Annotated in this window: 9 protein-coding genes; 2 read left to right on the forward strand and 7 right to left on the reverse strand. The window is 72.8% G+C overall.

Translation table 11 applies throughout. The annotated features are described in order from the left end of the window. Nucleotides 1–10: 10 nt before the first annotated feature. The 7 genes from ACFWFZ_RS29475 to ACFWFZ_RS29505 all read right to left on the reverse strand — a co-directional run bounded on the left by ACFWFZ_RS29475 (nt 11) and on the right by ACFWFZ_RS29505 (nt 10,886). Complete coding sequence (locus tag ACFWFZ_RS29475) at nt 11–1,423, reverse strand: aldehyde dehydrogenase family protein (RefSeq protein ID WP_387126128.1); 1,413 nt, start codon at nt 1,421–1,423, stop codon at nt 11–13. 98 nt (nt 1,424–1,521) lie between these two features. After that, complete coding sequence (locus tag ACFWFZ_RS29480) at nt 1,522–2,997, reverse strand: CitMHS family transporter (RefSeq protein WP_387126130.1); 1,476 nt, start codon at nt 2,995–2,997, stop codon at nt 1,522–1,524. A 73-nt stretch (nt 2,998–3,070) separates the two neighbouring features. Beyond that, complete coding sequence (locus tag ACFWFZ_RS29485) at nt 3,071–5,269, reverse strand: molybdopterin-dependent oxidoreductase (RefSeq protein ID WP_387126132.1); 2,199 nt, start codon at nt 5,267–5,269, stop codon at nt 3,071–3,073. A 167-nt stretch (nt 5,270–5,436) separates the two neighbouring features. Then, a complete protein-coding gene (locus ACFWFZ_RS29490) occupies nt 5,437–6,057 on the reverse strand; it encodes a TetR family transcriptional regulator (RefSeq protein WP_387126174.1) in 621 nt (206 codons plus the stop codon). Nucleotides 6,058–6,092: 35 nt separating this feature from the next. Further along, nucleotides 6,093–7,397 (reverse strand): hypothetical protein, encoded by a 1,305-nt coding sequence (locus ACFWFZ_RS29495; RefSeq protein WP_387126134.1) that lies wholly within the window; start codon nt 7,395–7,397, stop codon nt 6,093–6,095. Nucleotides 7,398–7,653: 256 nt separating this feature from the next. Continuing rightward, nucleotides 7,654–8,535: a hypothetical protein gene (locus ACFWFZ_RS29500; protein WP_387126176.1), complete on the reverse strand. Its 882-nt coding sequence runs from the start codon at nt 8,533–8,535 to the stop codon at nt 7,654–7,656. A 41-nt stretch (nt 8,536–8,576) separates the two neighbouring features. Then, nucleotides 8,577–10,886, reverse strand: coding sequence for a right-handed parallel beta-helix repeat-containing protein (locus tag ACFWFZ_RS29505; protein ID WP_387126136.1), 2,310 nt, complete (start codon nt 10,884–10,886; stop codon nt 8,577–8,579). Between the two features lie 266 nt (nt 10,887–11,152). Between ACFWFZ_RS29505 and hmgA the strand changes: the two genes are divergently transcribed. Together hmgA and ACFWFZ_RS29515 are read left to right on the forward strand one after the other, a co-directional pair. After that, nucleotides 11,153–12,496 carry a homogentisate 1,2-dioxygenase gene (hmgA, locus tag ACFWFZ_RS29510; protein WP_387126138.1) on the forward strand — a complete coding sequence of 448 codons (1,344 nt, stop codon included), beginning with the start codon at nt 11,153–11,155 and terminating at the stop codon, nt 12,494–12,496. A gap of 70 nt (nt 12,497–12,566) precedes the next feature. Next, complete coding sequence (locus ACFWFZ_RS29515) at nt 12,567–13,316, forward strand: GntR family transcriptional regulator (RefSeq protein ID WP_387126141.1); 750 nt, start codon at nt 12,567–12,569, stop codon at nt 13,314–13,316. The last annotated feature ends 74 nt before the right edge of the window (nt 13,317–13,390 follow it).

A 13,390-nucleotide genomic window follows, 5' to 3' on the forward strand; every position in this document is an offset into this window, starting at 1 on the left:
CTCGGCTGGTTCAGAACTGCAGGGACTTGGTCTGGAGGTACTCCGCCAGGCCGTGGGGGCCCAGCTCGCGGCCCACGCCCGACTGCTTGTGGCCGCCGAAGGGCGCGAGGATGTTGTAGCGGCCGCCGTTGATGTCCACCTGCCCGGTGTCCATGCGGCGCGCGAAGGCCGCGGCCGTCTCCTCGTCCGCGGCCCAGACGGCGCCGCCCAGGCCGTAGACGGTGCCGTTGGCGATGCGCAGGGCCTCGTCCTCGTCCTCGTACGCGAGGATCGACAGCACCGGGCCGAAGATCTCCTCCTGGGCGATGGTCATGTCGGGGGTCACGTCGGCGAACACGGTCGGGGCGACGAAGTACCCGTGCTCGTACGGCGCGTCCGGCCCGCCCGCGACCAGGCGCGCGCCCTCCTCGACGCCCTTGGCGATGAAACCGCGGACGCGCTCGTGCTGCTTGGCGTTGACGACGGGGCCGACACGGGTGCCCGGCGTGCGGGGGTCGCCGGTGGGGTGGTCGGCGACGGCGGCGACCGCGAGCGAGACGGCCTCTTCGTACTGGTCGCGGTGGACGAGCATGCGGGTGAGCGCGTTGCAGCTCTGGCCTGTGTTGTTCATGACATGGCCGACGCCTGCGGCGACGGCCTTGGGCAGGTCGGCGCCGGGCAGGATGACGTTCGCCGACTTGCCGCCCAGTTCGAGGGCGACGCGCTTGACGGCGGCGCCGGCCGTGGCTCCGACCTGCTTGCCGACGGCGGTCGAGCCGGTGAAGGAGACGAAGTCGACTCCCTCGTGGGCGGCCAGGGCCTGGCCTGCGACCGGTCCGGTGCCGGTCACCAGGTTGAAGACTCCGGCCGGGATCCCCGCCTCGTGCACGGCCTCGGCGAAGAGCTGTGCGGTCAGCGGGGTGTCCTCCGCCGGCTTGAGGACGAGGGTGCAGCCGGCGGCGAGAGCGGGTGCCACCTTTGCAACGACTTGGTACAGCGGGTAGTTCCAGGGCGTGATGGCTCCGACCACACCCACCGGCTCCATCAGGACGGTGGAGTTCCCGATGCGCTCCTCGAAGGCGTACGAGGCGGCGAGCTCGACGTAGGAGGAGACCACGGCGATCGACGAGCCGACATGGACCGCCTTGGCGAAGCCGAGCGGGGCGCCGAGTTCGGCGGTGACGGTCTGCGTCAGCTCCTCCTTGCGGGCCTGCAGTGCGTCACGGAGGGCGCCGATCAGTGCGGCCCGCTCGGCCGGCGGCGTGGCCGCCCAGCCGGGAAGGGCCGCACGGGCCGCGCGTACGGCCGCGTCCACGTCCTCCTCGGTGCCGGCCGGGACCTGGGCGATGACCTGGCCGTCGGCGGGGTTGACGACCTCGATCCGGTCGGTTCCGACAGCGGGCCGCCATGCGCCGTCGATGTACATCCCGTCCTGGGCCTTCATGCCATTCCTCCCGAGTACGCACGTGCGCGTGGATCCGACCTCCCCGCCACCCTACAAACCAGCGGCCGGGGTTTTCGTGGGCCGGGGACGGCCGGGAATCAGATGATGCCGAAAAGCATCCCCGCCGCGAGGACGACCAGCGAGGTGAGGGCCGCCCACTTCACGGTGAAGCGGGTGTGGTCGCCGAACTCGACCCCGGCCATCCCGACGAGCACGTATACGGCCGGAACCAGCGGGCTCGACATGTGCAGCGCCTGGCCGACGAGGGAGGCACGGGCGATCTCGAGCGGGGAGACCCCGTGGGCGGCGCCGGCTTCGGCCAGGACGGGCAGGACCCCGAAGTAGAAGCCGTCGTTCGACATGAAGTAGGTGAGCGGCAGGCTGAGCAGGCCGGTGACCAGTGCCATGTGCGGGCCCATGCCCTCGGGGATGGCCCCGACCAGCCAGTCGGCCATGTCCTTGACCATGCCGGTGCCGGTGAGGACCCCGGTGAAGACGGCGGCGGCGAAGACCATGCCGGCGACGTTCAGGACGTTGTCGGCGTGGGCGGCGATCCGGGCCTTCTGGTCGGGCATGTGCGGGAAGTTGACCGTGAGGGCGAGGGCGGCGCCGAGCAGGAACAGCACCGGGATGGGCAGCAAGTCCATGATCATCGCCGTGAGGAGGGTGATGGTGAGGCCGGCGTTGAACCAGTAGAGGCGGGGCCGCAGGGTGGGCCGGTGGGGGTCGAGGCCCTGGAACACCTCCTCGGGGGCGGCGTCGGCCGGGCTCCCCTCCCCCGCGCCCGCGGCGCGCTCGGGGCCGTCGCCGGAGGCCGAAGCAGGGTCCGACGTGGAAGCGGGGGTACAGGTGGGGGTCGAAGCGGCAGCGGCGGAGACCGTCTCGGCGGTGCCGGCGGCGGTTGCCCCCACCAGGTCCTCCTCGACGTCCCCGGGCGTCTTCAGGCCCGGCAGCGTCAGTACTCCGACGCGACGGCGTTCCCGCAGACCGAGGACGTACGCCAGGGCGAACACGAAGAGCAGACCCACCGCGAGGGCCGGGATCATCGGGACGAAGACATCGGCGGCGTCGAGCTTGAGGGCGGTCGCGGCGCGGGCCGTGGGGCCGCCCCAGGGCAGGGTGTTCATCACGCCGTTGGCCGTGGCCGCGACGCCCGTCATGACGACCAGACTGAGGCCGAGCCGCTTGTAGAGCGGGTACATGGCAGAGACCGTGATCATGAAGGTGGTCGACCCGTCGCCGTCGAGCGAGACGATCGCGGCGAGGAGGGCCGTGCCGACCACGACGCGCACCGGGTCGGCCTTGCAGAAGCGCAGGATGCCCCGGACGATCGGGTCGAAGAGGCCGACATCGATCATCAGGCCGAAGTAGACGATGGCGAACATCAGCATGGCGGCGGTCGGTGCGAGCTTGCCGACGCCTTCGATGACGTAGTCGCCGAGGTGTGCGCCCTTCCCTGCGAACACGCAGAACAGTGCGGGGATGAGGACGAGCGCCGCGATGGGCGACATTTTCTTCATCATGATCAGGACCAGGAAGGTCGCGATCATGGCGAAGCCGAGGAAGGTCAGCATGGGGGGAAGGTAGGTGCCGCCTCCTTTCGCCAACAAGACGTCCACGCGTGAGCAATACGAGCAAAACCCCAGCTCAGGGCAGGGGTGTCAGCTCGACGGGGAAGCCGTTGAGCACGGCCGTGCCGGAGAGCCGGTCGATGCGGGTGCCATCGAGGAGCTGGTTGACGTTGGCTCCGGGCGCGGCGGAGGCCACGCCGAGGCGGGCTCCGGCGCGGTCGTGGCCCCAGCCGTGCGGGAGGCTCACCACTCCCGTGCGGACGGCGTCGGTGACCTCGACGGGGACCTCCAGACTCCCGCCGTCGGCGGCGATCCTGGCCCGTCCCCCGTCGGTGAGGCCCAGCCGGGCCGCGTCCTGCGGGTGGACGTGGAGGGTGCAGCGGTTGGAACCTCCGCTGAGGGCCGGGACGTTGTGCAACCAGCTGTTGTTGGACCGCAGGTGGCGGCGGCCCACGAGCACCAGCGCGGCGGGGCGGTCGGCGAGCGTCGCGCGCAGCGCGGGGAGCTCGGCCGCGATCGGGTCCGGGAGCAGCTCGATCCTGCCGCTGCGCGTCCTGAGCACCTGCGGGAGCCGGGGCCGCAGCGGGCCCAGGTCGATGCCGTGCGGCGCCTTCAGCAGGTCCTCAAGACCCAGCTCGTACGGTCCCAGACGCAGCATCAGGTCCAGGCGCCGCTCCGGGCCGGTGCGGCCCGCCAACCGGAGCGCCTGCGCGGCCGGGTCGGCGTCGTGCAGCGGCGAGTGCGCATCGGTGACGGCCCGGGCGAGGGTGTCGTCGATGACGCGCTCGTCGACGGCCGCCGGCGGGGCTCCGTGGAGGCCTGACACGGCGAGGATCAGGCGCGCGTGGATCTCGCACTCGTCCATCCGCCCCTCCTCCAGGGGGATGGCGGGCGGCGAGTAGCGGACCTGGTTGCGTACGGCGAAGGCGTTGAACGCGAAGTCGAAGTGCGCGCTCTGCGCGGGCGGTGGCGGGGGCAGCACGACGTGGGCATGGCGGGAGGTCTCGTTCAGGTACGGGTCGACCGAGACCATGAAGTCGAGGCCGGCCAGCGCCCGGTCGAGGTGGTCGCCGTCGGGTGCGGAGAGGACGGGGTTGGCGGCGATGGCGATGAGGGTGCGGATGCGCCCCTCCCCCGGCGTCTCGATCTCCTCGGCCAGTGCCGCGATGGGCAGTTCGCTCTTGGCCTCGGGGTGGCCGCTGACCCGGCTGTGCCAGCGGCCGACCGTGAAGCCCTTGCCGGGACCGGCCGGCCGGGGGGCGCGGTCGGTGGCGGAGAGCGGGAAGAGGGCTCCGCCGGGCCGGTCGAGGTTGCCGGTGAGGATGTTCAGTACGTCGACGAGCCAGCTGGCGAGCGTGCCGTGCTCGACGGTGCAGCTGCCGATCCGCCCGTAGACGGCGGCGGTGGGTGCGGCGGCGAGCTCGCGGGCGAGGTTGCGGATCTCGTCGGCCGTGAGGTCGCAGGCGGGTGCGACGGCCTCAGGAGTGAAACTCCCGAGGGCGGCGCCGAGTTCCCCGAGTCCCTCGACATGTTCCTCCAGCCCGCCGGGGGCGGCGAGCCGCTCCGCGAGCAGGGTGTGCGCGAGGGCGGCGAGCAGGAGCGCGTCGCTGCCGGGGCGCGGCGCGAGGTGCCGGTCGGCGAGGGCGGCCGTGCGGGTGCGGCGCGGGTCGACGACGACGAGGGTGCCACCGCGGGCACGCAGGGCTTTGAGCCGGCCGGGGAAGTCGGGAGCCGTGCAGAGGGAGCCGTTGGACTCGACCGGGTTGGCGCCCAGGAGCAGCAGGAAGTCCGTCCGGTCGAGGTCGGGGACCGGGATGGCCAGGGGGTCACCGAAGAGGAATCCGCTGGAGACGTGCTTGGGCATCTGGTCGAGCGTGCTGGCGGTGAAGAGGTTGCGGGTGCCGAGGGCCTTGAGGAGGAGCGGCGGGTAGAGGGCGCCGGCCATGGTGTGCACGTTCGGGTTGCCGAGGACCACGCCGACGGACTGGGGCCCGTACTCCCCGACCAGGCCGGGCACGGCTTCGGCGATGGCGTCGTAGGCCTCCTCCCAGGTGGCCTCCCGGAGCCGGCCGTCACTGCGGACGAGGGGGGTGCGCAGGCGGTCTGGGTCGGCGTCGATCTGCCCGAAGGCGGCGCCCTTGGGGCAGATGAAGCCGCGGCTGAAGACGTCGTCTCGGTCGCCGCGGGCCCCCGTGACCATGGCTCCCTCGATGGTGAGGGTGAGGCCGCAGGTGGCTTCGCAGAGGGGGCAGATGCGCAGGGCGGTGCGGGGCATGGGCCCTCCAGGGCGGCGGCAGGCGACGGCACGGGCATGCGGGGAGGACCGAGCATACCGACCGGTAGGCACGGTGGCGAGGGCGTGCGAGGCGGCGGTGCGCGGGGAACGCGAGGGCGAGCGGCCGGAGGGGGATGGAGAGCCTCGGAACGGGCGGGGGCGCGGGCTCAGTCCAGTACGCGGGCCAGGTACGCGTGCATCATCGCGCGGGTTTCGTCGACGATGCCGGGGTCCCCGGCCGGGTCGGTCCGGAAGGCCAGTTGGATCAGCGCGTCGGTGGCTTCGACCGCGACGAGGACGGCGCGCTCCAGCTTGGCGTCGGGGGTCAGGCCGAGGTGCGCGGAGAGCAGTTCGGTCAGGCGGGCGGCGACCTGGCGGTTGGGGTCACCTTCGGGGTCGTCGGCCGGCGGCGCGGGCACGCCGAAGTCGACGAGCGCGAAACCGGGCACGCCGCGCTTCATCGCCAGGTACTCGTCCAGTACGGCGTCCACCACCGGCCGCCAGTGGGTGGCGGGGAGGCCGGCGAGGCGGTCCGCGATGCCGTCGGCGTAACGGTCGAGGTTGCGGTGGGCGAGGGCGACGGCCATGGCCCGCTTGTTGCCGAAGAAGCGGTAGACGGAGCCGATCGGCACACCGGCGCGCTGGGCGACGGCGCGGGTGCTGAGGGCCTCGTACCCGGTCTCGTCGAGCAGTTCGGCGCAGGCGTCGAGGATCCGGGCGAGGCGGTCGGCGCTGCGCTGCTGGATCGGCGCACGGCGCAGGGAGTGGGTGGGAGGCACGGGGACCATCATGCCGCTCCTCGCTCGCGGGTCGGGCGGGGGCCTCAGTTCAGCAGGAGGCTGAGGCCGCCGATCGTGTAAGTGATCATCAGCGTGAGCAGCGGCAGCTGCCCGGCCACCGCCTTGGCGGGCGGGAAGAGGCGTACGGAACGGTCGTGGGCGGCGATGACGCCGAGGACGTGGCCGGTGACGACGGCGATGACCTGGAGGGCGGCGAGGCCGCCGGGGCCCAGTGGTGGAGCAGGTTCGGGGGCGTTGTCAGTGCCGAGTGCCATGCTTACCGTGCGTGGTCCTTCGACTACCAGGAGGGAGAAGTAGTGGGCGATGAGATAGCCGAGGGCGATCGGGACGAGTGAGTGCGCGAAGGCGGTCAGCGGGCCGGGGTGCGGGCCGCTGACGAGGCGGGTGGCCGCGGCGCACAGGCAGTAGAGGGTGGCGACGAGGGCGATGGAGCCGAGCAGTCCGAGAGTGGCCGTCGGGGTGCGGCCGAGGGGGGAGGTCTGAAGGGTGTTGATCCAGGAGGGGTTGTCGGAGAAGCCGTCGTAGGCGGTGGACCCGAGGAGGACGCAGACGGTGGCGACGAGTCCGGGCCGCTCGGGCGTCGCGTCGAGTCCGTGGAAGGGGTTGCGCAGGACGAGGCGGCCGTCGCTGCGGCGGCCGAGGGGGGAGAGACGGGCGAAGAGGGCGGAGTACGCCTCGAAGGCGTCGCCGTCGGCGAACCAGCTCTCGCCGTAGCGGGCGGCGAGCAGCAGGTGGGCGGTGGTGTAGGTGGCGAGCGCGATCAGGAGGGTGGTGGTGGATGCGGGATCGGGTGAGACGAGTTCGAGCCAGGTGAAGGCGAACAGTCCGGCGGCGGCGGGCCACAGCCCCAGCCGGGCGGGGAGGGGGTGGTGGCCGGTTCCGGGGCGGCGCAGGGCCCGGGAGAGCAGGCGGTGCACGGTGCGCAGCGGGTTGAGTAGGCGCCAGACGGGGCCGAGGAGGAGGGAGGCGGGCACGAGTCCGACCCAGAGGAGGACGTAGACGGCGCCGGGGGCGGGGTTGCGCGCGGGGTCGTCGGGACCGAGGAGGAGGTGGAACAGGACGAGGAGCGCGGCGGTGAGTCCCAGCCCGCGCAGGGTGGTTCGGGTGGCCGGCGCGTCGGCCACACGCTGGAGGGCGGCGGGCAGGGCGAGGCCCGAGCGCTCTCCGCGGAAGCGGGAGGTGGACCAGAGCAGGCCGAGCGCGAGGAAGGAGACGAACAGCGCGGCGAAGGCGCCGGCGAAGGCGTAGAAGGGTGAGATCGGCAGATCGTGCTGGGAGCCGATCCCGTGCGCGAGCGCGGTGAGCGGTTCGGCCGGGTGAAGGACCACGCCCTGGCCGTGGCCGCCACCGCCTCCGACCGGGAACGTCCCCGGCACGGGCGGGCCCGCGCTCACCATCGGACCGCCGGCGACCGCATGCCACCGCCGACGGAGCGGTCGCGCCGCCCGGACTCGGGCCCGGGCCCAGGCGGCGCGGCCGGCCCGCAGGCGGGGGGCGGGGCCGGCCTCGCACCTCGGCTCGGCACCTGGGTCGGCAGCCGCAGCCGCGGGGCCGGCGTGGGGTGGGAAGTGGGGTCGGGGGCGGTCATCGGACGAGGAGTTGGGTCAGGACGAGCTTGGACTCGTGGGTCTCGACCTCGAAGAGGCCCGTACGGTCGGCCGTCAGGGTCAGGGTGGCCTCCTGGCCTGCGTGCAGGGCGAGTTCCCTGTCGTAGCCGTGGACGTGCAGGGTGTCCGCGCGGTCGCTGGTGACACGCAGGGCGAGGCGTTCGCCGCGCCGCAGCTCGGTGCGGGCCGGGGCGGGAGCGACCCTGCCGTCCCGGACGGTGATGGTGACCGTCCGGTCCGCCTGCTCCTGGCCCGGCGTCGGCGACTGCGCGGGCGGGGAGCCGCCGTGGCCGTGGCCTGCGGACCGGCCCGGTGCGGGGGCGGTGAGCTGCGCCGCGCCCTCGACGGCTTTGCCGGACACCGCCCAGGCGGTGTGGTCGTCCGCGTAGAGGCGGACGGTCAGGGTGTGCGCGCCTTCGGGGACCTGCGCTGCGGGCAGGTGGAACCAGGGGCCGTACAGTCTGGCGATCTTGCGTCCGTCGAGTTCCAGGTGGGCGTGGCCGGCGCCCGGGAGGGCGGCACCACCGGTGCTGTCGGGTGTGAAGCGGAAGTTCTTCACACCCAGTTGGAGGTTCCAGCCGTCCTCGGAGTCGGGGCGGACGGCCAGTTGCACTTCCGGGGCGCCCTCGGCCGGGACCTCGCGGAGCTTGTGGCCTGCCGCGTCGGCGGCGGGGAGCAGGGTGCCGACGCTGCCGGAGGCCTGCTCGTGGCTGGTGCCGGGCTTGTGGTGGGTGGTGGCCCGCCCGCCGCAGCCCGTCACCGCGCCGCCCGCGAGGAGCAGGGCGAGGGTGAGGGTGAGCAGGGCCGCGCTGCGGGCGGTCCGGCGGTACGTCGCGCCGCGGGCCGCGCGGGGCGGCATACCGCAGGCGTCGCACCGGATCGGGTCGTGGGGCCGGCCGTTCACGCCCGGCCTCCTGCGTCCTCGGACGCCTGGGCTTCCTGGGGTGCCTGGGGTGCCTGGGCTTGGGGGGTCGCCTGAGCTTGGGGGGGTGCCTGGGCTGTCTGGGGTGCCTGGGCTTGCCGGGTTGCCTGGGCCTGCGGGGGTTCCTGAGCTTGCCGGGCTGACCCGGTCGTCCGGGGCTTGTTCGGCTCGTGGGGCGGCTGGGGACCGGGCCGGGACGGGGCAGGGCCGGTCGGGGCCGGGGCGCGGTCGCCTTCGGGATCGTCGCCGCCCGGGCCGTCGGGGCGGGCCGGGGTGGCGCCCGGGCGGGCGGAGGCTACGACCGCCCACAGGATCCAGACCACGGCCACCAGGGACCGCACCCAGGCGGGGCTCAGGGGGGTCCACGGGATCATCAGGACCGCCTTGTCGAAGGCGTCCAGCAGGGTCAGTCCGGCCAGCAGCAGGGTCAGGCGGGCCATCCAGGGGCGGGTGGGGCGCAGCACCAGGCCGGCTCCCGTCCACCACAGGCCGAGCAGCAGGAGGGCGAGCGCGGGAACGAAGGTGGCGGTCAGCGGCATGGTGGAGCCGGCCACGTCCAGGGCCAGGCCCGCCAGCCCGGCCAGTGCGGCGGCCGCGCCCAGGCGGGAGCCGCGCAGCCGGCGCCACCACAGGACCCCGCCGACCAGGAGCAGCGCCGCGGCCACGGCCAGTGCGAGCTGGGTCTCGACCCGTTCCAGCCCGCGCGCGCCGTACCAGTCGCAGCCGGCCGGGAGTTTGCGCGCCTGGACGCTGTAGTCCGCGCAGACCAGGAGCTGGACCAGCTTGACCGGCTCGCCGACGAGGCGGGCCGACGCCCCCGAGACGGCGCCGCGCTGTTCGCCGCACTGCGGGACCGTGCCCGGGGTGGAGCCGTCGGGGCCGTCCTGCCAGCAGTTGCCGCTGCCCTGGCCGTCCCACCAGACGTCCATGCCGTTGGGGCGGGAGGCGCCGGACTTGTCCTTGCCGAGCACGTTGCCGGCGTACCGGTTGTGGTGGGAGGTGTCGGTCTGCTTCGACCAGGCCTCCTCGCCTCGGATGAAGGCGGGGACCGCGCTGAGGAAGAAGCCGGCGCGCTGGTGCCCGTAGACCCAGTTGTCCTCGTAGAGGTTCCAGTTGCCGCCCGCGGTGATGATGCCGGTGCCCGGCGGCATGGAGATCTGCGGGCAGACGACGCCGCGCTCGTAGCCGCGCTCGATCGGCGGCTTGGCGCAGGTGCCGTCGGCGACGTGGCGGTAGTAGTCCTGGTTGTTGTCGTGGATCAGGTTCCGCTCGAACTTGGCGTGGTTCTGCGGGAGTCCGGGGTGTCCGGGGAAGGCGCTGTCCATCGAGGCGCCGCCCATGTTGTGATCGAACTCGTTGTCGTGCACCCACACCGAGTCGCCCGCGGTGCCGGAGTAGCCGACCATGTTGTGGTGGCTGCGGCAGCCGGTGATCTCGATGGAGTAGCGGGGGACCTCGTAGCCTCGGCCGTCGTTGATGTTGGACGCGCTGCCGGGGTAGATGCCCGAGTCGCCGTTCCCGTAGGACTCGCAGTTCTTGTAGAGCCCGTGGTCGCTGGCGAAGGTCAGGAAGCCGTACTCGTCGTTCCAGCGGGTCAGCACGTCGTCTATGACGAAGCCGTCGGCGGCGAGGACGTACAGCGAGTTGAAGGTGGTGCGCTGGGCGGTGAAGTTGCGGAAGTAGACGCCGTCGGACTTGTCGGCGCGGATGGCGTTCAGCTTCTGGTACTTGGCGTCGATCACCACGTCGAGCCGGGACGCGCCGGTGCCCTCGATCTGCAGGTTCTTCTTGCCGAGGATGGCGACGAGGTTCTGGTTGTGGCGGCACTGCGCCTGCTGCTCGTACGACAGGATCTGGTAGCCGAGCGCCGAGTCGGGTGCCTTGAGCGCGGCGCACTCCCCCGCCGGTTTGGGCAGCGAGGGCTCCTCCTCGTAGAGGCCGGGGAGGATCGCGATGTTCATCCCGGGGCGGTCGACGGCGTCGACGGCTTCCTGGAGGTGCCGGTAGCCGCTCTTCTCGCACCGCTCGTACAGGGCGAGGTTGCGGGCTCTGAGCTCCTCGGGGAAGGCGGATATCCGGCGTTCGAAGGCCGGCCGGTCCGTCTTGCAGACGATGAGGTCGGGGTCGGCCTTGCGGTACTCCGGGACGGATCCGGAGCCGTCCGGGAAGGTGACCGGGCGCTCTTCGTGTGCGCTGGCGGCGGGCGCGGCGGCGAAGAGGGACAGGAGCGCGAGGAGGGCGGCGAGGAGCGCCGCCGGCACGGCAGGGAACCTGCGGGTCCACGACATGCGCGTGAGAGTAGAGCAATGTTCATCTTTTGTGATCCCCTCGGGAGTGAATCCGCGCCCCCTCCCGGCCGCCTCACGCACCCTTCCTCCTGGATCCTGGCGCTTCCTCCCACCCCTCTCCCGACCCACCGCCGCCCTTCTGCCGCCCCTCACCGCCGACTCCTCCCGCCCCGCCGCGCCCGGACTCCCGCAGGACGCCGTTGACGCGCGGGCCGCGGAATCCTACTGTCGACCATAGGATTCCTTCGACGGAGCGGGAGCAGCACATGAGCGAGCAGGCCGACAGCGCGCAGGCCGGCAGCGAGCAGGCCAGGAAGACGGCCGAGGCACTGGAGTACCTCACCGGCTTCGGCAACGAACACAGCTCCGAGGCCGTCCCCGGCGCACTGCCGCTCGGCCGGAACTCGCCCCAGCGAGCACCCCTCGGCCTCTACGCCGAGCAGCTCAGCGGCAGCGCCTTCACCGAGCCCCGCAGCAACAACCGCCGCTCCTGGCTCTACCGGATCCGCCCCTCGGCCGCGCACCCGCCCTTCACCCGGATCGACAACGGGGCCCTGCGCACCGCGCCCTTCACCGAGGCGCCCGCGGACCCGAACCGGCTGCGCTGGAACCCGCTGCCCGACCCGGCCCCCGGCACCGACTTCCTCGCCGGCCTGTGGACCCTCGGCGGCAACGGCGACGCGACCCAGCGCACCGGCATGGCCGTCCACCTCTACGCCGCCAACGCGTCCATGACCGACCGGGTGTTCAGCGACTCCGACGGCGAGCTGCTGATCGTCCCCGAGCGCGGCGGCCTGCTCCTGCGTACCGAGCTGGGCCTGCTCAGCGCCCGCCCGGGCGAGGTGGCGCTCATCCCGCGCGGCGTCCGCTTCCGCGTCGAGCTGCTGGACGCCGACGCCCGCGGCTACGTCTGCGAGAACTACGGCCAGCCCTTCGTACTGCCCGACCTGGGCCCGATCGGCGCCAACGGCCTCGCCGCGGCGCGGGACTTCCGGGCCCCGGTGGCCGCCTACGAGGACGTCGAGCGCCCCACCGAGGTGATCAACAAGTTCTGCGGCAACCTCTGGTCGGCCACCTACGGCCACTCGCCGCTCGACGTGGTCGCCTGGTACGGCACGCACGTCCCGTACGTCTACGACCTGCGCCGCTTCAACGTCCTGGGCACCATCAGCTACGACCACCCGGACCCGTCGATCTTCACCGTCCTGACCTCGCCCTCGGACACCCCGGGCCTGGCGGGCGTGGACTTCGTCGTCTTCGCGCCGCGCTGGCTGGTCGGCGAGGACACCTTCCGTCCGCCGTACTTCCACCGCAACGTGATGAGTGAGTACATGGGCCTCATCGAGGGCGCCTACGACGCCAAGGCGGAGGGCTTCGTCCCCGGTGGCGGCTCGCTCCACAACATGATGTCCGCGCACGGCCCCGACCACGAGACCTTCGACAAGGCCAGCGCCGCCGAGCTCAAGCCGCAGAAGATCGACGACGGCCTGGCCTTCATGTTCGAGACCCGCTGGCCGATCACCGCCACCGCCCAGGCGGCCGGCGCGGACCACCTCCAGCGCGGTTACGACGACGTGTGGCAGGGTCTGCAGCGCCACTTCCGCGCCTGACCGGCACTGCATACCCTGCATGCGCCGCACGTCAGCACCGTCCAGCCGTCAGTCGTTCGGAGATCCACCCGTGACCGCCTTCGCCCCCGACTCGCTGGTACTGAACCGGAAGCTGCCGCTCTGGTACCAGGTCTCGCAGTCACTGCGCGCCTCGATACTGGGGCGGACCCCGGACGCCTCACTGCGCCTGCCCACCGAGGAGCAGCTCGCCGTGCACTACGGGGTGAGCGTGCTGACCATGCGGCAGGCGCTCAAGGAGCTGGAGGGCGAGGGCCTGATCAGCCGGCACCGGCGGCGCGGCACCTTCATCGAGCCGGGCGCGTTGCGCAGCACCCCGGTCCGGCTGCTGGGCTCGGTCGACGCGATCGTGGCCCAGCAGTCGGGCGACAGCACGACCGTCCTCGGCCACGGGCGCACCGCCGTGGCCGGGGAGCTGCTGGAGCACTTCCCCGGCACGCCCGAGGTGGTCACGTACCGGCGTCTGCGGCGCGACCGCGAGAGCGGCGAGCCGACCAACTGGGCGGAGAACGCGGTCCTGCCGGAGTTCGCCGACGCCGTCGACCTCGCCGACCTGGAGCGCTGGCCGATGACGAAGGTGCTGCGGGATGTCGTCGGGGTGCGCATCAGCCGCATCACGGACACCGTGGAGGCCCGGCTCGCGGACCCGGAGACGGCCGAGCTGCTCCAGGTCCCGCTGCTCAGCCCGATCCTGCACTACACGGGCGTGACCTACGACGAGGACGGCCGGGTGGTGGACGTGGCTCGGATCCGCTACCGGGGCGACCGGTTCTCCTTCACGGTGACGGTCGACGCGCACTGACCGCGCCGACCGCATGGTGGGCGCTGACCGCGCCGACGACACCGGCCGTGCCGAAGACGCCGCCCTCGCCGACC

It is taken from the genome of Streptomyces sp. NPDC060232, from assembly GCF_042726555.1.
Lineage (GTDB): Bacteria > Actinomycetota > Actinomycetes > Streptomycetales > Streptomycetaceae > Streptomyces.